Genomic DNA, 21,878 nt, shown 5'->3' on the forward strand with positions numbered 1-21,878 from the left:
TTTAATAACTTGTGCCAGTATAGACGAAAGGGGAGTGTACATAATTAATTAAGGTGTTTGGGTGACCTCAGGCTTTAAACTTTTTCCTTTAGAAGACTTTTCCATACTATGCATCGGACGCTTCTCTTAGCCAAAATTCACAGTTGCACCCTCACTGCTGCCAATCTCAATTATGTGGGTAGCATCAGTATTGATGAGGTTTTATTAAATGCAGCAGGGATTTTACCCTATGAGCAAGTGCAAGTAGTCAATGTGGCTAATGGCGAACGACTCATCACCTATGCAATCCCAGCCCCAGCTAATTCTGGAGCGATTGAACTTAATGGTGCTGCTGCTCGTCTCGGTATGAAAGGCGATCGCGTCATTATTATGACCTACGCACAGTTTGATACGACAGAAGTCGAAACTCACTGTCCTACGGTTGTTTTAGTAGATGAGCGCAATCGACTAGCAGAAGTGCTCCGATACAATCACATGCTACCAAGGTCTGGTTTGATTGAAGATGTCAGAGTCTAATTCACCCGCTCAAAACCCACAGTCTGTTCATGAGCCACAGTCTGTTCATGAGATTGCTCTCCAGGCCACAGGGGTTGGTTCCGACCAATTCTTGGTGCAATTTTGGGGTGTCCGGGGCAGCATTCCTGCTCCTGGGTCTGAAACAGTTCGTTATGGTGGCAACACATCCTGTGTTGAAATGCGAGTCGGCGGTAAGCGGCTGATTTTTGATGGTGGCACTGGTCTGCGTGTGTTAGGCCGTGAGCTATTGCAAGAAATGCCAGTAGAAGCCTACATGCTATTTACCCACTCCCACTGGGACCATATTCAAGGCTTTCCGTTTTTTACGCCAGCTTTTATTCCGGGCAACTGTTTTCACATCTACGGGGCGATCGCACCGAATGGGGCTACGATGAAGCAGCGTTTAAGCGATCAAATGCTGCACCCTAACTTTCCGGTGCCGATTCAGGTGATGCAGTCAGACCTCAAGTTTTATGACTTGACACCCGGAGATGCGGTGGCCCTAGACGATATCGCGATCGAAACAGGTTCCTTGAATCACCCTAATACTGCGATCGGTTACCGCATTACTTGGCAGGGACGCACAGTGGTTTACGCCACGGATACCGAGCATTTTCCCGATCGCTTGGACGAAAATCTCCTGCATCTCGCCCGTGGTGCAGATTTGCTAATTTACGATGCCTGCTACACCGACCAGGAATACCACGATGTCAAAACCCCCAAAGTAGGCTGGGGCCACTCAACTTGGCAGGCAGGGGTTGAGGTGGCTAAAGCCGCAGGGGTAAAGCGTATTGCTATGTTCCATCATGACCCCACTCACGATGATGACTTTTTAGATGAAGTGGGTGAGCAACTAAAAATTGTATTTCCTACCGGATTCCTAGCCCGCGAAGGCATGATCTTGGAGATCTGAGGCTAGCTCTGCTACTGCCTGTTGTACTTTTTGTAGTTGGGCGGCTGCTTGTCCTTGCGTGAGTGAGACTTCGGCTTGAGTTAAGCCTGTGGCTAAGTCAGCACAGGCTCCACAGCGCCAGAGATAAAATCCACCGTTCCAGATTGCCGATCGCGCCAGTTCAGAACTCTGCCCCTGCAAAACAGCCTGCATATCAGCAATGAGTTGAGCAGTTTCGCCTAAAGGCACATCGACTCCAGCCAAGTCATAGTCCCGGGGAGCTAGCAACAAACGCTCTAAGGAGAAGTTAGCGCCCCCTTGCCCCAGCCCGATGATGGCTGTGCGATCGCGCGGTAAGTCGCAACTGCCTTCTAGCCCTTTGACCGTGGTGAAGCTCGCAGGAAATCCCCGTAACTGGAAGGCATCTTGTAACATCACTTCAGTGGGTGGGTGGACAAACCCAGACACCACATTGGTGCTGCCTGCGTAAGGAGCCCAAAGTAGCTCTAGAGTGGCGAAGGGAGGACGCTTGCCAATTTGGTCACGGTAAGGCACCAACCCATGCGCTTGGGGAAAATGATGGGGCAAATAGACAAAACCCAGTTGAGTGGTGGCTAACACTTGCTGTACTTGCTCTAGGGTCAGCCCTGTCCAGTCAACGCCTAGCCCTTGCCAAACTTCGATCAATGGTAAGCCCTGCTTGGTGGGCATGCGATCGCCGCCATGTAGGATCACTGGGTAACCCGCTGCCGACACAATGAGCGCTGTTAATGGGCTAATGGGAGCGGTGCGCGATCGCCCGTCGTAAGGGGCGCTAAATACGAGTACGGTTTGCTCTGAGTCTAAAGGCTGCACCTGGGGGCCCAACTCCGCATAAGCATCCAGCATGCCTGCCAGTTCTTCTCCGGTAGGTCGCTTAATACGGTGGGCAATCATGAAAGCTCCGATCTGAGCGGGTGTTGCTTCCTGCTGCAACATCATGCGTGTGGCGGCGGCTGCTTCTGAGCGATCTAAATTCTTCCCGGTATGGGGGCCACTGCCAACTTTTTGCAGTAGTTCTCTAAAGGCATCGCTCATGGTCGCAGCTCAAATAAAACGGTCTTGGGAGTTTTCTCTGGTGTTTCGCTCAAAATGGTTTGGAAACACCGCTAAAGCATCATACCGCTTGCAGCGAGCCTGTGGAACCCAGTCCTAAAGTGCTGTCAGGAATCCCTGCAATGTGATCTCGAATTAATTGATAAACTAACTCACGAAATCGCTGGATGGGAGGAATTTGCAAGCGATCGCGGGTGGTAACTAAGACTACCTGACGGATTAGCATCGGTTCGTCAGTGGGTCGGATCGCCAAAGTTGGGTCAATATGAGCATCAAAAATGGCTGCTTTAGGCAACAGAGCAATTAGCTTTCCTTGGCGCACAATTCCACGAAACGCATCCAAGGTGTTTAATTCTAAAGCCGCGTTTAAGGTGGCTCCTTGGCGCTGGAACTGCTCTTGCACCAACCGCTGCATGCCGTAGCCGTCTTTGAATACCACTTGGGGATAACGCACCAACTCTGCCCAAGGCACCCGCTCATATTCGGTTAGAGGATGATCTGCGCCCATCAAAATTTCGATCGATTCATCATAGAGCGGATCAACCACGACTTCTGGCCCCGTCGTCAGCAAACGGTTGTTCATCACGATCGCCAAGTCTACCAAGCCATCTTTCAAGACTTTGAGGGCGCGATCGCTACCTAGAGAAGTCACCCGTAGCTGCATGTCTGGGTAGTCCTGACAAAATCGTTGTAGAACCGGAGGTAGATAGTGGGCACAAACCGAATGAATCGCAGCGATGCAAAGTTCTGGTTGTTTCCCCGCCATTAAATCGGCTAGCTCATTGGCCGCTAATTCCCATTCTTGACAAATTTTGCGCGCCCGTGGCAGCAATCGCTCGCCCCCTAAGGTAAGACGCGCCTGAGCAGTGCGGTGAAATAGCAACAAGCCCAAGTCGGCTTCCAGCGCCTGAATTTGGCGACTGATGGTAGATTGGGTGACTCCACATCGACGGGCAGCTTGCTGAAAACTAGTCGTCTCAGCCACGGCCAAAAAAGCTTGCAACTGCTCCAGGCGCATAATCATGTAGCCTAAGTTACATGTAGAGATGTAGCCGATCTGCCCAATCAGTTTGGTAAGGCTTGATACATACTGAGTGCGATCGCTCAACTGGTAGCCCCAGATTCCTGAAGATTCTAGAAAACTAGGCGATCGCTCTAGCAGGCGGTAGAGACTGAGTATTTGAGCCGTAGAGAGTGACAAACCGCCCAAACAGCCACATGGTTTCGTGGGTGGGGACTCGATTGGAGTTAAACAACCGTTCTAGATTTCTCTGTGTCAGTCGGTGCAAATAGGGTAGATCCTCAAACAAAGTCAGGAAGGCGGAGACATGTAACAAGGCTTGCAAAAGGGGTTTAGGCCAGGGCAAGTCACTGTAAATGTCGATGAGCAATTTATGTTCAGAGTTGCTGAGGGGAATGGCGTTAAATAGAACCGTGATTCTTTTTTCGTTATAAACCGGGATGCTTAACTCAACCGTGTAAGGGCTATGTAAGATCAAATCGACTTCCACAATGGGTTGCCGCCAGATTCTTAGGACATTAAAGGGAGATGCCAAACTAGTTTGAAATTTAATGTGACCTCCAATGGAAGTTGGCTGAGCATGACTTACTTTCAGAATTCTGAGGTTATTTAAACTGAAACTATGAACATTTTCTAAATGCTTCAGGTTTAGCAAATGATAGATCTGGCAAAGCTGGGGAAATGGCAGATCATATTCCTGCCTGATCATATGCTGATCGGCTAGCTCAGTCATTCTGGCTTGAGCAGTCTGAAGAAAAAGCTCATGGGGTGACAACTCCGAACTTGACTCAACTTCGCTCAGCGCTTCAAGAGGAACTTTCTGCAATGCCTGTTCTGGCTTTAAACATAACCAACTGACAAAGAACACTGAAGCCATAGACAAATGTAAAATTTCAACGGCTGAAAAGCAGCTATCAGCCAAAGCTGAAAAGCTTCTATCAACAATTGCAAACAGCCAGGAAGGAATGCCGAGTAACCAAATTCCGTTTCTAAAGTTGTCTAAAAGTAGCGAAAATTCTGTAACCTTTGTATTGTTAAGCAGACCTATGGGGTCTCGGAGAGAAATATTTTCCGACATGGCAATAACTTCAAGCAAGAGAGAGTTTTAATGTAGTTGGGCACGCAAACTTGCTTGCAAAGCTTTACCAGTTAGATGAAATAGAGCGAGAGGTTAGATGGTAGAATTTGGACAACCATCAGAAATTGTAAGCTAAGATACTGATGGCTGTTTTTCTTGGCAGTAACCCCTCGAAAAATATCTTTCCGGAATTAAGTTGTGTGCTTAATTCTTAAGCTAACACTCCCAATTTGAAGCACCCTCTATCGCAAGTTGAGACCAGTTGAGGCTGTTTTTCTGTCAAAGTAAGGGGTTGATCAAACCCAACCTGGATTTTGACCTAGCCTACAAGCCTAGCCTACATGAGGTTGGTAGGTTCAAGCTAGATTTAAGCTGGGTTCAAACTATTTGATCATCCGTATCGAAAGTATTAGATAACGTGATTCCTAAGCGGCTCTGTAGTGCTCCGATTACCTCATCCGCCGCTGTAGGATCTAAAATTCTTAAGTCTTCTTCGGTGTAGTTCTCTAAATCAGCGATCGCATGAATTTGAGTTCGCTTCAAAAAACCGTAAGCTTGCATTGAAAGCTGTAATTCTTCAATCGGAATTTGAGGTAGAGAATCCATGTGATGGCTCATTGCTGCAATTAATGTCGTCTAATATTAGGGTCAGCCTTGACCATCATGCCATACTAGACGGACACAGAAGCTGATCAGCAGTGAGCCGCCACGAACTGATTATGCAACAGAGTTACAGAACAGAATTACGCAATTTTGTGACCTGTCGCAGAAATCAACTGCTTAATGGTTTCGTCTGATGCATCAGTTTCTACGGTGACTGTCTTTGCTTCTACATCTACTTCAACTTTGGCATCAGGCTCAGTCGTTTTGATGGTTCTCTTGATATCCTCAACAGAATCAGGGCCAGAAATGGTTGGGACATTGAGTTTGAGCGTCATAGTTTTTTCCAGATTAATGATTATAGGATGATGACATTTTCTGCTTCTATCGCCCTCTTTTGCCACTCCTCTGAAGACTTATCTTTTCTGATTTTAGGCTGTTTCTAAGGTTAACTAAAGATAGAGCAGGAGATGGACGCCATGAGGCTGCGATCGCCCTAGTCATAAGCCTTGCAGCCCTTAAAAAAGCCTTGTGAAACACTTGGCTCTGTCTGAGTTTGATTAGTTTGGGCTATATCTATGTACTTATACTTTTTTGTAGAGTGAGGATTTGCGGCTGTTCGTTAGAGTGACAAATACATCAGACTGTATACCTTCTTTCCCCATGCAACTGCAACGTCAGCGTTCCAAGCGATCGCGTCGGCAAAAATTTTTAGCTGCGCTGATCACCGATCCAGTCCAGTCGGCTCAAGCGGCTGGGTTACGCTACGTGAATGACAACGTTCCTGGGATTCAGCGTCAATCTAGGGGTAAGGGATTCGTCTACATTGATCCAGAGGGGCAAAAAATCAGCGATCGAGCCGACATTCAACGAATTGAGTCCTTAGCCATTCCACCTGCTTATCAAGAGGTTTGGATTTGTCCCGATGCTAATGGTCACATTCAGGCAACAGGGCGGGATGCGAAGGGGCGCAAACAGTATCGCTATCACCCGTTGTGGCGGCAGGTGCGAGATCAAACCAAATTTACCCGGATGATCGCCTTTAGTGATGCTCTGCCTATGATTCGTGAGCGTGTGGATCATGACCTGGGTTTACGCGGTTTGCCTTGCCAGAAGGTGCTGGCGACAGTCGTACGACTTCTAGAAACCACCTGTATCCGGGTGGGTAACGAAACCTATGCCCGAACGAATCGCTCTTTTGGTCTTACAACCATGCGCTGTCAGCATGTCGATGTTTCTGGCACCACGCTCCGATTCAAGTTTCGGGGCAAGAGTGCGGTAGATCATGACATTCAAATCAGCGATCGCCGCCTAGCCCGCATCATTAAGCGTTGCCAAGAAATTCCAGGCCATGAGTTGTTTCAATATCTCAATGATGAAGGTCAGCGCCAGTGTATCGACTCTGGGGCTGTTAATACCTACTTGCACGAAGTCACCCAGCAAGACTTTACCGCCAAAGACTTCCGCACCTGGTCAGGCACAGTCATGGCGGCTTTAGAACTAGCAGAAATTGGCCCTTTTCAGTCACAGACCCAAGCGAAGAAAAACATCAATCAGGCGATCAAAAACGTGGCGGCTCATTTAGGCAACCGACCTGCAACTTGCCGCAAGTACTATGTCCACCCTGCCATTCTCGATGCTTATCTAGACGGTTCTCTGGAGCCGACTTTAGAAAAGGTTATGCGACGACCTGCGACAGAATCTTCTTATGCCTTGAAGCCCGAAGAAATGGCTATTGTAGAGATTTTGGAGCAGCAGCTCGAAGCACAGCAACCCGCCGCTAGCTAGACAGTCCTGATGCTAAATTCAAGGGTGATTATGGTAGATAGGTGTTCATGCAAATAGTGCGATCGCGTCCGATGGCTTTGGCTCGATACAGGGCTTCATCAGCGACCGCAATTAATCCTGCCTCAGATCGCTCATTGCTAGGAATGAAGCTAGCCACTCCTAAGCTTAGGGTGATGCACTGATAAATTGCATGGGCGTGAGGAATGCCTAAAGCTCGAACCTGAAGACGCACTTTTTCGGCTACTTGATAGGCTGCTTCCAAGGAAGTTTCTGGCAGAATGATGGCAAACTCTTCTACCCCGTAGCGAGCTACTAAATCCGCCGGACGTTGTACCGAGGCGCGAATTGCCTGGGCCACTTGCTGTAAACAGCGATCGCCTGCTTGATGCCCGTAGGTATCGTTATAGAGCTTGAAGTCATCGATATCGCACAAGATCAAAGCTAGCGGCGTTTGCTGTCGCTTGAGTCTGCGCCACTCCTGATTGAGATACGAGTCAAATCGATAGCGATTGGCTATTTTAGTTAAGCCATCACAGCCAGAAAGCTCTTGCAGTTCTCGATTGGCCGATTCTAGTTGCTGATACAGTTCACCTTGGTTAATCGCGATCGCAGCTTGGGTCGCCAATTGACTCATTAGACTGATTTCATACTGTCGCCATTGCCGAGTTTCCCGGCAGTGATGAGCAATCAACAGGCCCCATAGCTGGTCTCGATACATCACAGGGACGACTAAATTCGCCTTGACTTCGTAGTTGGTCAGCAACGCTTTGTGACAATCACCTAACCCCGCACTTTGTACATCGGCGATCGCCCGCACACGGCCTTGGCGATAGTACTTAACGTAGTTTTCGCGGAAGCAAGGATCATCAATCGTAAATCCCATAATCGATAAGCAATCGGTTGCTACCGACTCTTGCACCACGTCTCCGCTCCAGTCGGGTCTAAAGCGATACAGAATGACGCGATCGGTCTGGAAAAACTGTCGAATCTCATTGACCGTGGTGCTCAGGATTTCTTGTAGATCCAGAGACTGCCGAATCCTCTGAGCAATTTCTGCTACCAAATGCTCATGTTGAGTTTGCTGCTTCAACTCCTGCTTTAACTGCTCATACTCCAAAATTTTCTTGGTTAGTTCTCGGCGTTCTTCTACCACCGGGGCAGTGGCGATCGTTTGAGTGGCAGTCTCTTCCGTGGCAGTTGTCTCTGTGCCAGAGGGTAGGGCAGCGGCATGGCTAATCGGTTGGTAATGAATCCGATAAGGACTAGGGCAGGGTTGTCGATATTTAGGGGATGCGATCGGACGTTCTAGCAACCAGTGCGTCATGGCATCGCTAGCCAAGGGCCGACTAATCAGATATCCCTGGATGCGTTCACATTGAATTGCTCTCAGAAACTCCAACTGCTCCTTTGTTTCTACTCCTTCCGCAATTACTGGCAAATTCAACCCTTTGCCTAGGGCAGTAATGGCTTTGACGATCGCGGCTCCACTGGCATCACTGAGCGCATCCCGAATAAAAGACTTATCAACCTTAAGCGTATGAATCGGTAGCTGCCGGAGCGTATTGAGAGAAGAGTATCCCATGCCAAAATCATCAATGGCGATGCGAATTCCCGCTTGGCTCAATTGTCGCAACGTAGCCAGAGTTTGGTTATAGTCTTGGATCGCCGTGTTCTCAGTAATCTCCAGCTCAAGATAACCCGCCTCCATCTCTGCTACTTGCAATATTTGGGCGATCGTTGTACTCAAGTCAGGCTGCTGAAATTGCTGAGCCGAGAGATTCACGGCAATTTGAATCGGCGGAATCCCAGCTAATTGCCAGACATGGTGTTGTTGGCAAGCGGTTCGGAGAACCCATTCCCCAATTGGCCTGATCAATCCTGTTTCCTCGGCAAGAGGAATAAACTGATCAGGTGCGACCAAGCCCAATCGGGGGTGCTGCCACCGGATCAGCGCCTCTAGGCCAACGACATAGCCTGTGGCGAGATCCACTTGGGGCTGGTAGTAGAGCAAGAATTCATCTCGTTCCAAGGCTCTGTGGAGATCAGCTTCTAAGAATAAACGGGTAAAGCTCCCCGCACTCATAGACGGCGAGTAGATCTGATACTGGTTTTTGCCGCAGCTTTTAGCCTGGTGCATAGCCACTTCAGCATGCTGGATCAAAATCTCTACGGATTCACCGTCGTAGGGTGCCAAAGCAACTCCTAAACTAGCGGAGAGATATACTTCTTGCCCTTGCACATAAAAAGGTGTTTTGAAGATTTCCAAAAGCTGATGGCTGGCTTGATTGGCTTCGGCAATGCCATTGGCTTGTGGGAGTAATAAAGCGAATCCATCCCCGTGCCAGCGGCTTAAAAAGGAGAGCCTAGTTTTAGCGCCACCACAGTGCTTTAATCCTTCTTGCAGTCTTGACGTGACCTGCTGCAATAAGTAATCGCCTACGGCATGTCCGAGGGTTTCATTGACGCCTTTAAAGCGGTCGAGATCTAAGATGCCAACAGCCACCACCTCGCCTTGTTGCAAGGTCCGAATTAAGGTGAGAGATAACTGTTTTTTAAACAGCAACCAATTGGGCAACTGAGTCAACACATCATGGGAAGCTTGGTGCTCCACCATCTGCTTCACCCATTGCTGCACGATCGCCATATAGAGTTGTAGACCCAACTGCTGAGCCAGACGAATTTCTTCTGGGTTCCAATCGGGTACTTCTTGCCGAGTTTCCAACCAAGCTGCAAAAGATTCTCTAGGTCTTTGACGGCGAGGATCAGGCGGTTGTTGACCAGCCCAAGAGATCTCTATGGTTTGCGCCTGTCGAAAGCAAGTGAGATAGCCCACCACTTGGTCTTGCGACTGAAGCGGTACTACCATCATCGATTGGATGGCTGAATCTGCAAATGCCGCTGTCAACGCTGGGAGCTGAAGGTCTGCTATGGCTTGGAGAATAATATGAGGAGCCGCCTGAGACTCCGTTGCTGGAGCTGCATCACACTCAGTCTGGTTTTGAAGCACACAAGCTTGTAATTCTCCTTCAGAAAGCTGGGTTTTAGGAGAGGCTGCTTGAATAAACTGCTGCCATGCAGGTGCTTCTTCTAAGCGATCGCCCTGTGGTTGGAGGCCACAAGTGTAGACTTGGGCGGGGCTGCCTGTGGCATCAGCCGTGATATATAGTCTGCCTCCATCGGCTTTGAGAGCGGCGACACTCTCTTGCAAAATCATGGGCCAAAGCTCGGCTGGATCTTGAGCTGCACCAAAGAACTGACTGATGTAATGTACCAGGGCTTCTCGCTGAGCCTGCTGTTGCGCTTTAGCGATCAGGGCTATTTGGCTGAGGGCCACAGACACTTGACTAGCCCACAGTTGCACAGTCTGGAGTTCATGCTCAGAAAAGTGACGGGATTCACTGTGATGAATGGCTAAGAGTCCCCAGAACTGCTGCTGATGAAAAATGGGGACGCTGAGGGAGGACAACACACCCATCGACAGCAGGTATTGAATGTGACAGGGATCAACCGGGGCATAACGGATATCATCGTTGCCGTCAATTCCGGTTGAATTCAATACTTTGCGTTTGGAAGCAACATCTACAATCACCCGCTGACGCGCATTAATAAACAGTTCTCTGGCTCGTGGCGGAATGTCACTGGCGGGAAAGTGTAACCCCAACAGGGAAGGGAGACGGTCTAGCTGCACAGATTCAGCAATGACTGTGCCGCTGCAATCCGCCTCAAACCGATACAGTTTAACTCGGTCAACCTGCAAGAATGTGTGGACCTGTTCCACAATGGTGTTGAAGATTGCTTGCAGATCAAGAGAACCATTCAGAGGATTGGTAATCTGCTGTAGCAATAAGCCTTGTTGAATTAATTGTTGAACAACCATTGTGTTGCCCCTCCATTGCAGAGTTCCCTAATGGGAGCGTACCTACTTTCAGAGTGGTCTATCGAGTAGCATAGATAACAAGTAGGCAACAAAAGTATAGTGAAATTTTCATGAACTTGAGCTTAGATGGCAAGCTGACTGCAACCACTCAGCTTCATCAGGACTAAGCGTGGGCGCTAGTTTCTTTACCACTTGGGTGTGATAACGCTCTAGCCACTCTCTTTGTTGTGGGCTGAGGCGATCGCGATCGATCAAACGCTGGTCAAACGGAATGTAGGTCAGCGACTCGAACTCATACCAAGTGCCTTTGGGAGATGCACCGTTGTTCTCTGTCACGACTTCTTTGACCACATAAAGGTTTTCGATGCGGATGCCCCCCCACCCTGGCTCGTAATAACCAGGTTCGACACTCGTTACCATTCCTGGTTCTAGCGGTTCTTGGGCGCGCTTGTTAATGCCATTCGGCCCTTCATGCACATTCAGGAAGGCTCCCACGCCATGACCTGTCCCATGTCCGTAATCGAGTCCCGCTTGCCACATAGCAGAGCGCGCAATCCCGTCAAGTTGGCATCCGGGTGTGCCTTTGGGAAAGCGTTGCATGGCACAGTTGATATGGGCTTTCAGGACTTCGGTATAGCGAGCAATTTGCTCTGGGGTTGGTTCTCCTAACACAAAGGTGCGGGTGTCATCAGTGGTGCCAGAAAGAAATTGCGCCCCTGAATCGAGCAGTAATAGCTGACCTGATTGCAACTCTACATCGGGGCTAGGTGTGCCGTAGTGAACGATAGAACTGTTGGCTCCTGCACCGGAGATGGTATTGAAACTCAAGCCTTGGAAGCCTGGTTCCGCTTGGTAGAACTGGGCGATCGCCTCTGCCACATCAAACTCAGTCACGCGATCGCCTGCTGCCCAGCGGTCAGAAAACCATTTCCAAGCTCGAACCTTGGCCCGACTCGCTTTGAGGTTGGCTTGTTGCATCTGCTCGATTTCGATCGCATTTTTGCGAGCTTTCATCCCCTCCACCGGATTCGGCGCTTCTACGATCTGGGCTTTGCCAGCCTTGGAGCTTTCCTGAACTAGCTCGTAGGTGCCCATCGTGGTGTGTTTGGCATCGATCCAAACCCGCAACGGTCGGGGTTGATTCAGCAAAGACTGCAACGTCTCCGCGTACTGCTCGTAAGGCAGCAAAGTAATGTGAGGCTGGAGTGCTTGCTGGATCTCGGTATCAATTCGCTCCAGATTGGTAAACAGGAAGGCTTGGTCAGCGGTGACAATGGTGTAGGCAATAAACACCGGATTGTAGGGGACATCCCAGCCCCGCAGGTTCAACAACCACGCAATCTGATCCAGTTTAGTAATCGGCAGGATATCCGCTTGCGCCTTCTGCATGGCCTGTCTGACCCGCTCCAGCTTTTGCGTGACGGTTTCTCCGGTTAAGGCTTCTGGCACGGCAAACAACCGCGAGGCAGCGTAACTGGCAGGAGTTTGACCATCTGCCCAAGCTGCTGATTCTCGCACGCGATCGACTAAATTTTCGGGTAGGCTCACCAGCACCACCCCATCTGGAGCCAGCCGCTTTTGTAACTCGCGACACTGGTCAACCGCTACCGTAAAGGGGTCAACTCCTAAGCGAAAGGTTTGCTGGGCCGCGATCGCAGCTTGTCCTAGCGCTTCTAGGGTTTCGACTAAGGTTTTGTGGCCTTCCAAGCCCAACTTAGAAACTTGGATGGCTGCGAGATCCACCTGTAAATCGGCTTGTTCGTAGTAGCGAGAGTCTACAAACAACCAGCTTTGCTCGGTCCCTACCAGGAAGTCCCCTGCCGACCCTGTAAAGTCGCTGATCCAAGTCCGACGCTGTTTCGCTTCTGGCAAATACTCGTTCAAGTGCTCATCTGCCGAGGGAATTAGGTAGCCATCGAGTTGATAGGCGGCCATCCAAGCCCGCAAATCGGCTAATTTGGCTTCAGTCAGAGCTTGCTGAGCTTGTTGCTGGACGAGGTCTAGGGGTGACATAGACAAAACTTTGAGACGATAGAAAAGGCGAGGCAAGTGATAGCTCTATGGTACAGCCCTCGTCTCGTTTGCTGGACGGATGATCAGATGCAGCAAATTATCGAGCAGGCGATCGCGCTCCATTGGCACCAAATCACCGCTATGCATAAGTTCTTGCAGAATTACAAAATGTACGATCGTTCCGATAAAGGCACGAGCGGCCACTTCTGGATCGGGCAACTGGAGTTCTGGGCGAGAGGCGAGGTATTGGGTCAAAAGTTCAATCGTGGGCTTCTGGACATTTTGCACAAAGGCTCTGGCCAACCCTGGAAAGCGTCCCGACTCCCCAATAATTAAGCGGACAAAGGTTAACAGGTGCGGATCGGCGTGAATCTTATCGAGCATTTCCAGAGCAAAAGACCTAAGTACTAAGGCTGGATCGTCCTGGATGGCTTGCAGTTTTTCTGGATTAAACAGTTCTTTTTGGCAAGCTAAGCGTTGAATTAAAGCCGTGAATAAAGCTTCTTTATCTTGAAAATGGCTATACACCGTCGCTTTAGAAACGCCAGCCGCCGCTGCCACGCGATCCATGCTGGTTGCAGCGTAACCTTTGACCAAAAATTCTTGCATCGCTCCATCCAAAATGGCGGCGGTCTTCTCGGGGGATAGGTCACGGTTGGCACTTTTAGTTTTTCTCATGGTCAGGCTTCAAACGGGCTAACAGACATAGCACCCTAAATCAAATCAGATTGTTTGTTTTAAGCATACCTCTTGACGATACTAAACTGTTTAGTTTAGCTTGGTTTATAGAACTAAACAGTTTAGTTTAGGTGCAACTAATTTTTCTGGAGCTTGCTCATGTTGCCAAATGCGCCCGCTGACCTTTCTTCTCCTAAATCCCAACGCTGGACTCAGTTAGCGATCGCGGCTCTCTTTTGCGTCGGTGGTGTGTCTGCTTATCAGGTTTGGCAGCTCCAAGCTCCAGCCGCGCCAAAAGCTGAAGTTGCTGTAGTGACTGTGCCACGCATCAAGACGGTAACGGCCCTAGGGCGACTGGAACCGCAAGGAGAAGTGATTAAACTATCAGCCCCTACCTCTAATAACGGCAATCGAGTCGAGCAATTGCTGGTGAACGTCGGCGATCGCGTGCGGACAGGCCAAGTAATTGCGGTGTTAGACAGTCGCGATCGCTTACAAGCCGCTCTAGAACAAGCCCAAGCCGAGGTGGAAGTGGCTCAAGCACAGCTAGCGATCACCCAAGCGGGAGCTAAACAGGGAGAAATTTCAGCGCAGCAGGCAGAAATTGTCCGTCTGGAAGCGAAACGCCAGGGAGATGTTCAAGCTCAGAACGCCACGATCGCCCGCTTAGAGTCAGAAGTACGGAACGCCCAAACCGAATTTAATCGCTATCAATCTCTCTATCAGGAAGGGGCGCTCGCTGCTTCTGCTCTCGACAGTAAACGCTTAACTCTCGAAACGGCCCAAAGAAGTTGGCAAGAAGCCCAAGCGGTATTAACCCGGATTCAATCGACCAGTCCTGCCGAACTGAATCAAGCCAGAGCGAACCTAGATCGGATTGCGGAGGTGCGTCCGGTGGATATTCAAGCGAAGCAGGTAGAAGTGAATCGGGCGATCGCGGCGATGAAACAAGCCAAAGCCAATTTGGAGCAAGCTTATGTGCGAGTGCCTGAACGAGAGACGGCGGTAGGGTCTCAAGTCTTTGAGATTTTAGCGATTCATGCCTATCCCGGTGAGGTGGTCTCAAATGAGGGCATTGCCGAGATTGGGCAAACTCAACGGATGAAGGCGATCGCTGAAGTGTATCAGAGTGACATCAGCAAAGTGCGAGTCGGGCAGCGCGTCAAAATCACCAGTGATTCGATTCCTGATGATCTGCTAGGCACCGTGGAGCGAATTGACTCGCAAATCCAGCGGCAAACCATTGTCAACACAGATCCGAGCGCCAACATCGATGGCAGGGTGATTGAAGTGCATGTGGCTTTGGATACCGCATCGAGCCAAAAAGCAGCCAAGCTGACCAATTTGCAAGTGACCACGGTAATTGAACAATGATGGGCTTAATTCAACAGTTGCAGCGCCGCACGCCTTTGGGATGGCTGCAACTGAGTCACGAAAAAAGTCGGTTGCTCGTCGCACTGTCGGGCATTGCCTTTGCCGATGTTTTGATGTTTATGCAGTTGGGTTTCCAAAGTGCCCTGTATGACAGCAATACCAAACTCAGCCGCAGCTTAAACGCAGATATTGTTCTGGTCAGCCCACAGGCTCGCAATACCCAAAACTTATCTACCTTTTCTCGCCGTCGTCTGTTTCAAGCTAAAGATGTAGATGGAGTCGAGTCGGCAGAAGCTTTTTACTCCAACATCATTACGTGGAAACATCCCGATACCCGCAAGGAAGCCTCGATTCAAGTGCTGGGGCTGAATCCTGATCAACCAATTCTCAATTTGCCAGAAGTCAACCAACAGCTAGACAAGATTCAGCTACCCGATCAGGTGTTGTTCGATCGCAACTCTAGAGGTGATTACCAAAAAGCGATCGCCCAGATTGAGCAAAACCAACTAGACCAAAACCAACCCGACCAGAACCAAACCGTTACAACGGAAGTAGAACGACGCACGATCGCGATCGCAGGTCTGTTCTCCCTCGGAGCTTCCTTTGGCGCTGATGGCATCCTGATTGCCAGTGATCAAACTTTTCTGCGCCTGTTTCCCCGTCGAGATGCTGGCAGTATCAATTTGGGCTTGATTCGCGTAGAGCCTAATGCTAACCCCGAACAAGTGGCGGCAGCGCTCAAAACCCATCTCTCTGATGATGTGCGAGTTCTGACGCATCCCGAATACATCGAGTTTGAGGAAAGTTACTGGAAGAAGGAAAGCCCGATTGGTTTCATCTTTGGCTTAGGAACCAGCATGGCCTTTGTCGTGGGCGTGGTGATCGTTTACCAAGTGCTCTCCACCGATGTCAATGCTCACATGAAAGAGTACGCCACCTTCAAGGCGATGGGATATCGCAATCAATATCTCCTAGCCGTGGTGTTTGAAGAAGCTTTGATTCTGGCGTTTTTGGGCTTTATTCCTGGAATGGTCTTGCCATTGGGACTTTACCAGTTGGCAGCTAACGCTACAGCTCTACCGATCGCGATGAAACTGTCACGCGCCTTAACCGTTCTGTTCCTCACAGTTGCTATGTGCAGTATTTCGGGAGCGATCGCCACTCGCAAGCTGCAATCTGCCGATCCCGCCGATATGTTTTAGGGTTTGTCATGTTTCAACCTGTCATCTCTATCCAGAATCTGAATCATCACTTTGGCCACGGCCAACTCCGCAAGCAAGTTCTGTTTGACATCAACTTACAAATTAACGCAGGTGAGATCGTGATTATGACAGGGCCTTCTGGTTCTGGTAAAACTACACTACTAACTCTGGTTGGTGGTCTGCGATCGGCTCAGTTTGGCAGTTTGCAAGTGTTGGGCCGAGAACTCTGCGGAGCCAAGGACAAAGAACTGACGATCGCGCGACGACAGCATGGTTATATCTTTCAAGCTCACAATTTACATGGCAGCTTGACAGCCCTGCAAAACGTCAAAATGGGTTTAGAACTGCATGCTCATTTATCACTATCCGAGATGGAAGCCCAATCTGCCCAAATGCTAGAGCAGGTTGGCTTAGGTCAGCGGCTCCACTACTACCCGAATGATCTCTCTGGCGGTCAAAAACAACGAGTGGCGATCGCTCGTGCCTTGGTCAGTCATCCTAAAATTGTTCTGGCAGATGAACCCACTGCTGCCCTAGACAGTAAATCAGGCAGGGATGTCGTCACCTTGATGCAAACCTTAGCCAAGGAACAAGGTTGCACCATTCTCTTGGTTACCCATGACAACCGCATTTTGGATGTGGCCGATCGCATTGTGCACATGGAAGATGGCCGACTCACCAGCAATACGGTTTTAAGTGCAGCGGCGTAACCTGATCTGCCGCGAAACGAGCATAGCCATAATGTACTGGATGAATGAATCCGCGATAAGTTTTGTCGAATACATTTGCTGAAAACTTAATCGGAATTGGTTATATGCGGTCGTATTCGTCTCAATAAAAAATCACCAGTAAACGCTGTAAAAGCACAACATTACTACTAGTGATTAGAAGATTTATTACTATCTAGCGCCAGCCCTAAATCTGGGTGGTTTCAGAGATTTTCAAAGTTTTTAAGATGGGTTTTTTGAACTATTTAGAGCTACTTTGGGGCGTTTGATAGTAAACCTTACTGCCTTGATCTGGTACAAAGTAACAAGTTCGATAAGCACGCCATAACGATTTCCAAATCGGTTCCTGGGAGGATCGATAATGCTCCCCTAAAACAGGTTTTATGGCTTCTGTGGCTTCCTTCAAGTGATAGTGAGGAACGGTGATGAAAATATGATGAGCTACGTGAGTGCCAATGTCGTGATGAATTGGATTAAAAATTCCGTAGTCCCGATCAATAGTGGAGAGAGCACCTTTGAGGAAATACCAATCTTTGCCTCGGTACCAAGGAATATCGGCATCCGTATGGTGGAGAAAAGTAACTAAATCTAGCCAGATGACAAAAACTACATAAGGCATGAGATAGTACTTAAACAAAAACCCAAAGCCATAATGCACACCCAAGCCTACCAAGAAGGCGAGCATCACTGACAAACAAAGGGTGCTGGTGAGGACTGCGCGTCTCTCATGAGGCCGAAACAATGGGCTGTCGGGAAGAAAGTGAGACCCTTGCTTTCCGGGCGATCGCCGGAACAGATACAACGGGTAGACAAACAAAATCAAGTGAAATCGGGCCAACCTCTCGTACCAGGGCATATTGTCGTAGTAGCTCTCGGTAACGGGATACCAACTCTCATCGGTTTCGATGTTGCCCGTGTTGGCATGGTGGGTACGGTGGCTAATGCGCCAGCCATGAAAAGGAACCAGAATCGGAGTGTGGCTGAGATGACCCACCAAATTGTTGAGCCAACGGTAGCGAGAGAAAGACCCATGACCGCAATCATGTCCAATCACAAACAAAGCCCAAAACATGGTGCCTTGCATTAACCAGAAGCAGGGAAAAAACCAAGCGCTATCAATGCGGGCCGCGAGCCAATATAGACCTGCCACAATACCCAGGTCTAGAACAAAGTAGGAGAGCGATCGCCAAAGGTTTGATTGAAAACAGTGGCCTGGGATAGCCGTTCGGACATCTTGAAGCGTAAAAGGTAGAACTTCACGCGCAGGAGGACGAGTAGTTAAGTTAGAGGTCACGTTTTCTCAGTTATTGAATGAGATAGCAAAATATAGGGCAGCTGCACGAATGGTTTGACCTGAGTCGCATCCAGCACCTGCCCATAGCTGCATTATTGTAGGGCTTAACGTTATGTGATGAGTAGGGGGAACCGCTGAAATCCTATGTTCTTTAGGAGTTAACTTAGGGAGTAGCGAGATACAAAAACTTTTGGAGCCAGACCAGAGACTATGGCTATTTATCAAGTGCAATTGATTAACCCAGATACCAACCTGGATCGCGCGATCGCTGTACCTGATGACCAATACATTCTAGACATCGCGGAGGAAGCTGGAATCCGCTTGCCATCTGGGTGCAAGCAAGGAGAATGCTCTGCTTGTGTTGCCAAGCTGATGAGTGGTGAAGTTGACCAAAGTGAGCAGAAATTTTTGCGACCTGAAGAAGTGCAAGCTGGGTATGTTGTCACTTGTGTGACTTATCCTTTGTCTGACTGCACCTTGCACACTCATCAGGAAAAAGTACTCTATCAGTCATCGCTCTATCTCAAGTCCGACTCCATCAAACCCGAATAGATCTGCTGATTGCTTTACCGCAGGCTTTTAGCTGAGCTTACAGGCTGAGCTTAGAGATTGACACACAATTCTTGCTCCATTCTTCGCTTTGCTTGTTGAGTCCAAGCTTCAGTGGCAAGAGAACGGCTGGTAATGTTGAAAGTTACCGGATGAGGTGGTTCCTCGACTCCAGAAATCAAGCCTTTGGCTTTGACTAAGCTGACTACCCAGGGTAAAAACTCTAAAATTTCTTCTGGCAATACAGTCAACTCAAAGTACCATTTCCGATTCAAGCCTCGGCAAGACGGCCCTTTTCTGGCGACTGAGATATCACCTGCTCCCCTGTTGATGGTCAGTCGCAGAATGAAAGGCCGCTCCGACTGCAAGGCATCTGGTGCTGTGTAAGCGTAGATGTTGACGTAGTTCAAATGTTGGCTGTCATCGGTCCAAGAAGCAACTAAAGAGCTACTGTTGTAAGAACTGCCACTGATCTTCACAGGGACACCCATTTCAGCAACAAATAGAGAGTAAAACTCCTGTCTCAAGTTAGAAATGATCCGGATTGTTTCTGGCGTCACAGTTGCTGTACCTCTATTATCTCGTTGCTTGTGGCTCTCTAATTCATCGCCAACAAACAGTTATCTGGAATGAGAACGCTGTTTACGCTGTCTGTGTTTTGCCAAAGTCTTACGCTTTTCTTTCTCCAACGGCGTTTCAAAGTGCCGCTTTTTCTTCATATCTTGGAAGATACCTGCTTTAGAAACTTGCCGTTTAAATCGGCGTAAAGCAGACTCAATGCCTTCGTTTTCGCCCAAAACCACTTGAGCCATCTTTATTCCTCCCCGTCTGAATCGTCAACGGCTAAACAGTAAACAAAAAAGTCTCTAGCAGAATAGAGCACTTGCCTTGATCTGCCAGAGACTCTAAATTTTTAAGTTGAAGCTGATGGTTTAATAACGGCGATCGCTACGACGGTTATTGCCCCAACCACCGCCGCCGCCACCACTGGAGGAGCTTCTATCTTCACGGGGTTTTGCTTTGTTCACTTTGAGGTCACGCCCCATCCATTCTGCGCCATCAAGCGCTTCAATCGCAGCAGCTTCTTCTGCTTCTGTGCCCATTTCTACGAATGCAAACCCCCGAACACGACCTGTTTCGCGGTCAGTGGGCAGCTGAACCCGGTTAACAGTGCCGTATTCTGCAAATGCATGCTTGAGGTCTTCTTGGGTAACCTCGTAAGACAGATTACCAACGTAAATCGACATGAATTATCTCCAAAATCAAAGAATGTAGAGAAGTTAGATCCGGAGAAACACTTGTCGGTAAAACAAAAGCGGGTTTCAAAGCCGAAAATAATCCTTACCCTGTGACTATAGCATAGCGATTCAGCAGGATGGGGTGTAAATCTAGCAAATGGTGGAAATTTAGCCAAAAATTTCTCTGATTGTATCAATTTTAACAAGTAGTTGATGAATGTGGAATGTTATCTGAAAAAATCCTTTAAATAATCCATGCAATAGTCAAGATCTGCTTGTTTTTGAGCTTGGTTCCAATGCAAGGTGTGCCCCAGCAATTCCAGTACACGGGGTAAAGCAGCTTGAGCAGCTTCGGAATTCAGGAAACTAAGGCGAGTGCGGCGGGATAACATGTCAGAAGCACTCCGGGCTGATTCATATCTTGCGCCATAAACTACTTCAGCTTCCAAGTAAGGATAATTTTCTGCCAAGCGCTGCCCATATCCTGCTAGCGCTAATTCAGCCACTAAAGCAGCGTGATCGCCATAAGCATGATTAAGATGACTCGCGACATCCGGTGCCAAACCATAGGCGCTTTGTAACTGTGCGTCTCCTTGAGGGGAGTACTTCTCTGCTCCTACTAGCTTGAGGTTTTCGGTTTGAGAGGGGCGATCGCAGTTCAGGTTGCCTAATGTCAGTGCGGCATTGACGGCATCTAAAGCCATCTTGCGATAGGTTGTCCACTTGCCACCTGTGATAGTGAGCAACCCCGACTCACTAATGTTAATCACATGGTCACGGGATAGTTTGGCGGTATCGGCGGCTTTAGGATCGCAAACAAGGGGCCGCAATCCTGCCCAAGCCGCTCGGACATCTCCTTGCGTGACAGAAATAGAGAAGTACTTTTGCAAGTGGCGCAGAATATAGTCTATATCTTCCTGAGTCGCTAGTGGACGAGTTGACAGCGTGGCGGGATTGTCCGTGGTGCCGACCAACGTATGTTCTAGCCAAGGTAAAATGAATAGGACTCGACCATCTTCTGTTTTGGGGATCAATATCCCTGTGGCGGGTAACGAGAATGGCTGATCGAGCACCAGATGCACGCCAGAACTTAACCGCAGCATGGGGGTGGCCTTCGGTTCATCTAACTGGCGAATCGCATCGGTAAACGGGCCAGTGGCATTGATCACAACTTTGGCTACTATTTCCCAACTGTCTCCGCTCAAGCGATCGCGTACAGTGGCACCGCAAAGTTTACCGTTGGCTTTATTTAATGCCACTACTTCTATATGATTGGCGACTACTGCCCCTGACTCAGCGGCGGTGAGTGCTAAAGCCACATTCATCCGAGCGTCGTTGAATTGCCCATCATAATAGAGAACGCCGCCCCACAATCTCTCGGATCTCAACATGGGCAGGCGATCGCGGATCTCCTTGGCACCGAGAAACTGACTAGGAGCTAGGTTTGCTTTTCCGGCGAGGGCGTCATACAACTTCAGCCCGGTGAAGAAGTACGGGATTTGCAGCGGGTTGTACAGCGGCATAACAATGGGTAAAGGCTGGCTGAGGTGAGGCGCAATCTTTAACAAGACTGCCCGCTCCTTCAGGGCATCGCGGACTAAATTAAACTGACTGCGATCGCGCCGCAACACTGCCTGCTCTAGATAACGCACCCCGCCATGAATTAACTTAGTGCTGCGACTACTGGTTCCAGCCGCAAAGTCATCTCGCTCTACGAGTGCCACTGTCAAGTTGCGAGTGGCGGCATCTAGGGCAATTCCGGTTCCGGTTGCGCCACCCCCAATGACTAGCAAATCAAAGGTTTCAGACTGTAAGCGGGTGACGTGCTCTTCTCGGTTCATTCGGGGCTTAGAATGTGAGTTTGGTCTGAATGGCCTGAGGTCTGAATGGCCTGAGGTCTGAATGGCCTGAGGTCTGAATGGCCTGAGGTCTGAA

At 49.1% G+C, this 21,878-nt stretch carries 20 protein-coding genes; 7 read left to right on the forward strand and 13 right to left on the reverse strand.

What is annotated here, in order from left to right; all coding sequences use genetic code 11:
- Window positions 1-108: 108 nt before the first annotated feature.
- A complete protein-coding gene (locus tag KME12_06320; protein ID MBW4487388.1) occupies window positions 109-516 on the forward strand; it encodes an aspartate 1-decarboxylase in 408 nt (135 codons plus the stop codon).
- Complete coding sequence (locus tag KME12_06325) at window positions 503-1,429, forward strand: MBL fold metallo-hydrolase (GenBank protein ID MBW4487389.1); 927 nt, start codon at window positions 503-505, stop codon at window positions 1,427-1,429. Before KME12_06320 ends, KME12_06325 begins: the two co-directional genes overlap by 14 nt.
- On the opposite strand, the gene KME12_06330 is transcribed toward KME12_06325, so the two are convergent.
- The 5 genes from KME12_06330 to KME12_06350 form a co-directional block, all read right to left on the reverse strand.
- Entirely contained in the window at window positions 1,397-2,485 is a 1,089-nt protein-coding gene (locus KME12_06330; protein MBW4487390.1) for an anthranilate phosphoribosyltransferase family protein, read from the reverse strand. The two genes, KME12_06325 and KME12_06330, sit on opposite strands and share 33 nt — an antisense overlap.
- A gap of 79 nt (window positions 2,486-2,564) precedes the next feature.
- A complete protein-coding gene (locus tag KME12_06335) occupies window positions 2,565-3,521 on the reverse strand; it encodes a LysR family transcriptional regulator (GenBank protein ID MBW4487391.1) in 957 nt (318 codons plus the stop codon).
- A 124-nt stretch (window positions 3,522-3,645) separates the two neighbouring features.
- Window positions 3,646-4,401: a hypothetical protein gene (locus KME12_06340; GenBank protein ID MBW4487392.1), complete on the reverse strand. Its 756-nt coding sequence runs from the start codon at window positions 4,399-4,401 to the stop codon at window positions 3,646-3,648.
- Between the two features lie 579 nt (window positions 4,402-4,980).
- Window positions 4,981-5,220, reverse strand: coding sequence for a hypothetical protein (locus KME12_06345; GenBank protein MBW4487393.1), 240 nt, complete (start codon window positions 5,218-5,220; stop codon window positions 4,981-4,983).
- 125 nt (window positions 5,221-5,345) lie between these two features.
- Entirely contained in the window at window positions 5,346-5,540 is a 195-nt protein-coding gene (locus KME12_06350; GenBank protein MBW4487394.1) for a heavy-metal-associated domain-containing protein, read from the reverse strand.
- A gap of 325 nt (window positions 5,541-5,865) precedes the next feature.
- Between KME12_06350 and KME12_06355 the strand changes: the two genes are divergently transcribed.
- Window positions 5,866-6,990 (forward strand): DNA topoisomerase IB, encoded by a 1,125-nt coding sequence (locus KME12_06355; GenBank protein MBW4487395.1) that lies wholly within the window; start codon window positions 5,866-5,868, stop codon window positions 6,988-6,990.
- A gap of 28 nt (window positions 6,991-7,018) precedes the next feature.
- Here KME12_06355 and KME12_06360 read toward each other — a convergent pair whose 3' ends face one another.
- The 3 genes from KME12_06360 to KME12_06370 all read right to left on the reverse strand — a co-directional run bounded on the left by KME12_06360 (window position 7,019) and on the right by KME12_06370 (window position 13,558).
- Window positions 7,019-10,867, reverse strand: coding sequence for a diguanylate cyclase (locus KME12_06360; GenBank protein ID MBW4487396.1), 3,849 nt, complete (start codon window positions 10,865-10,867; stop codon window positions 7,019-7,021).
- Window positions 10,868-10,975: 108 nt separating this feature from the next.
- A complete protein-coding gene (locus tag KME12_06365; protein MBW4487397.1) occupies window positions 10,976-12,880 on the reverse strand; it encodes an aminopeptidase P family protein in 1,905 nt (634 codons plus the stop codon).
- A gap of 45 nt (window positions 12,881-12,925) precedes the next feature.
- Window positions 12,926-13,558, reverse strand: coding sequence for a TetR/AcrR family transcriptional regulator (locus KME12_06370; GenBank protein MBW4487398.1), 633 nt, complete (start codon window positions 13,556-13,558; stop codon window positions 12,926-12,928).
- Window positions 13,559-13,717: 159 nt separating this feature from the next.
- Here KME12_06370 and KME12_06375 point away from each other — a divergent pair, with 159 nt between their 5' ends.
- Genes KME12_06375 through KME12_06385 form a run of 3 tightly spaced genes read left to right on the forward strand, consistent with a single transcriptional unit; the run spans window position 13,718 to window position 16,844 of the window.
- On the forward strand, window positions 13,718-14,932 hold the full coding sequence (locus KME12_06375; protein MBW4487399.1) for an ABC exporter membrane fusion protein: 1,215 nt from the start codon (window positions 13,718-13,720) through the stop codon (window positions 14,930-14,932).
- Complete coding sequence (gene devC / locus KME12_06380) at window positions 14,932-16,134, forward strand: ABC transporter permease DevC (protein ID MBW4487400.1); 1,203 nt, start codon at window positions 14,932-14,934, stop codon at window positions 16,132-16,134. The genes KME12_06375 and devC overlap by 1 nt, the downstream gene beginning before the upstream one ends.
- A gap of 8 nt (window positions 16,135-16,142) precedes the next feature.
- Entirely contained in the window at window positions 16,143-16,844 is a 702-nt protein-coding gene (locus KME12_06385) for a DevA family ABC transporter ATP-binding protein (GenBank protein MBW4487401.1), read from the forward strand.
- Window positions 16,845-17,103: 259 nt separating this feature from the next.
- Here KME12_06385 and KME12_06390 read toward each other — a convergent pair whose 3' ends face one another.
- Window positions 17,104-18,156 carry a DUF3474 domain-containing protein gene (locus KME12_06390; GenBank protein MBW4487402.1) on the reverse strand — a complete coding sequence of 351 codons (1,053 nt, stop codon included), beginning with the start codon at window positions 18,154-18,156 and terminating at the stop codon, window positions 17,104-17,106.
- Window positions 18,157-18,366: 210 nt separating this feature from the next.
- On the opposite strand from KME12_06390, the gene KME12_06395 reads away from it, so the two are divergent.
- Window positions 18,367-18,708 carry a 2Fe-2S iron-sulfur cluster binding domain-containing protein gene (locus KME12_06395; protein ID MBW4487403.1) on the forward strand — a complete coding sequence of 114 codons (342 nt, stop codon included), beginning with the start codon at window positions 18,367-18,369 and terminating at the stop codon, window positions 18,706-18,708.
- 50 nt (window positions 18,709-18,758) lie between these two features.
- Here the strand turns inward: KME12_06395 and KME12_06400 are convergent, their stop codons facing one another.
- From KME12_06400 to KME12_06415, 4 genes are all read right to left on the reverse strand, one after another.
- The gene (locus KME12_06400; protein MBW4487404.1) at window positions 18,759-19,265 is read right to left on the reverse strand and encodes a hypothetical protein; all 507 of its coding nucleotides are present in this window, start codon (window positions 19,263-19,265) and stop codon (window positions 18,759-18,761) included.
- 60 nt (window positions 19,266-19,325) lie between these two features.
- Window positions 19,326-19,517 (reverse strand): 30S ribosomal protein S21, encoded by a 192-nt coding sequence (gene rpsU / locus KME12_06405; GenBank protein ID MBW4487405.1) that lies wholly within the window; start codon window positions 19,515-19,517, stop codon window positions 19,326-19,328.
- 120 nt (window positions 19,518-19,637) lie between these two features.
- Window positions 19,638-19,952 (reverse strand): RNA-binding protein, encoded by a 315-nt coding sequence (locus tag KME12_06410; protein ID MBW4487406.1) that lies wholly within the window; start codon window positions 19,950-19,952, stop codon window positions 19,638-19,640.
- A 218-nt stretch (window positions 19,953-20,170) separates the two neighbouring features.
- Entirely contained in the window at window positions 20,171-21,784 is a 1,614-nt protein-coding gene (locus KME12_06415; protein MBW4487407.1) for an FAD-dependent oxidoreductase, read from the reverse strand.
- Between the last annotated feature and the right edge of the window lie 94 nt (window positions 21,785-21,878).

It is taken from the genome of Trichocoleus desertorum ATA4-8-CV12 (genome assembly GCA_019358975.1).
Classification (GTDB): Bacteria; Cyanobacteriota; Cyanobacteriia; order FACHB-46; family FACHB-46; genus Trichocoleus; species Trichocoleus desertorum_A.

What these genes read in the sequence shown, in the direction of transcription:
- KME12_06330 (MBW4487390.1), bottom strand. Translation starts at nt 2,485, where the DNA reads ATGAGCGATGCCTTTAGAGAACTACTGCAAAAAGTTGGCAGTGGCCCC.
- KME12_06370 (MBW4487398.1), bottom strand. Translation starts at nt 13,558, where the DNA reads ATGAGAAAAACTAAAAGTGCCAACCGTGACCTATCCCCCGAGAAGACC.
- KME12_06395 (MBW4487403.1), top strand. Translation starts at nt 18,367, where the DNA reads ATGGCTATTTATCAAGTGCAATTGATTAACCCAGATACCAACCTGGAT.
- KME12_06325 (MBW4487389.1), top strand. Translation starts at nt 503, where the DNA reads ATGTCAGAGTCTAATTCACCCGCTCAAAACCCACAGTCTGTTCATGAG.
- KME12_06340 (MBW4487392.1), bottom strand. Translation starts at nt 4,401, where the DNA reads ATGGCTTCAGTGTTCTTTGTCAGTTGGTTATGTTTAAAGCCAGAACAG.
- KME12_06335 (MBW4487391.1), bottom strand. Translation starts at nt 3,521, where the DNA reads ATGCGCCTGGAGCAGTTGCAAGCTTTTTTGGCCGTGGCTGAGACGACT.
- rpsU (MBW4487405.1), bottom strand. Translation starts at nt 19,517, where the DNA reads ATGGCTCAAGTGGTTTTGGGCGAAAACGAAGGCATTGAGTCTGCTTTA.
- KME12_06320 (MBW4487388.1), top strand. Translation starts at nt 109, where the DNA reads ATGCATCGGACGCTTCTCTTAGCCAAAATTCACAGTTGCACCCTCACT.
- KME12_06410 (MBW4487406.1), bottom strand. Translation starts at nt 19,952, where the DNA reads ATGTCGATTTACGTTGGTAATCTGTCTTACGAGGTTACCCAAGAAGAC.
- devC (MBW4487400.1), top strand. Translation starts at nt 14,932, where the DNA reads ATGGGCTTAATTCAACAGTTGCAGCGCCGCACGCCTTTGGGATGGCTG.
- KME12_06365 (MBW4487397.1), bottom strand. Translation starts at nt 12,880, where the DNA reads ATGTCACCCCTAGACCTCGTCCAGCAACAAGCTCAGCAAGCTCTGACT.
- KME12_06345 (MBW4487393.1), bottom strand. Translation starts at nt 5,220, where the DNA reads ATGAGCCATCACATGGATTCTCTACCTCAAATTCCGATTGAAGAATTA.
- KME12_06375 (MBW4487399.1), top strand. Translation starts at nt 13,718, where the DNA reads ATGTTGCCAAATGCGCCCGCTGACCTTTCTTCTCCTAAATCCCAACGC.
- KME12_06415 (MBW4487407.1), bottom strand. Translation starts at nt 21,784, where the DNA reads ATGAACCGAGAAGAGCACGTCACCCGCTTACAGTCTGAAACCTTTGAT.
- KME12_06355 (MBW4487395.1), top strand. Translation starts at nt 5,866, where the DNA reads ATGCAACTGCAACGTCAGCGTTCCAAGCGATCGCGTCGGCAAAAATTT.
- KME12_06350 (MBW4487394.1), bottom strand. Translation starts at nt 5,540, where the DNA reads ATGACGCTCAAACTCAATGTCCCAACCATTTCTGGCCCTGATTCTGTT.
- KME12_06360 (MBW4487396.1), bottom strand. Translation starts at nt 10,867, where the DNA reads ATGGTTGTTCAACAATTAATTCAACAAGGCTTATTGCTACAGCAGATT.
- KME12_06385 (MBW4487401.1), top strand. Translation starts at nt 16,143, where the DNA reads ATGTTTCAACCTGTCATCTCTATCCAGAATCTGAATCATCACTTTGGC.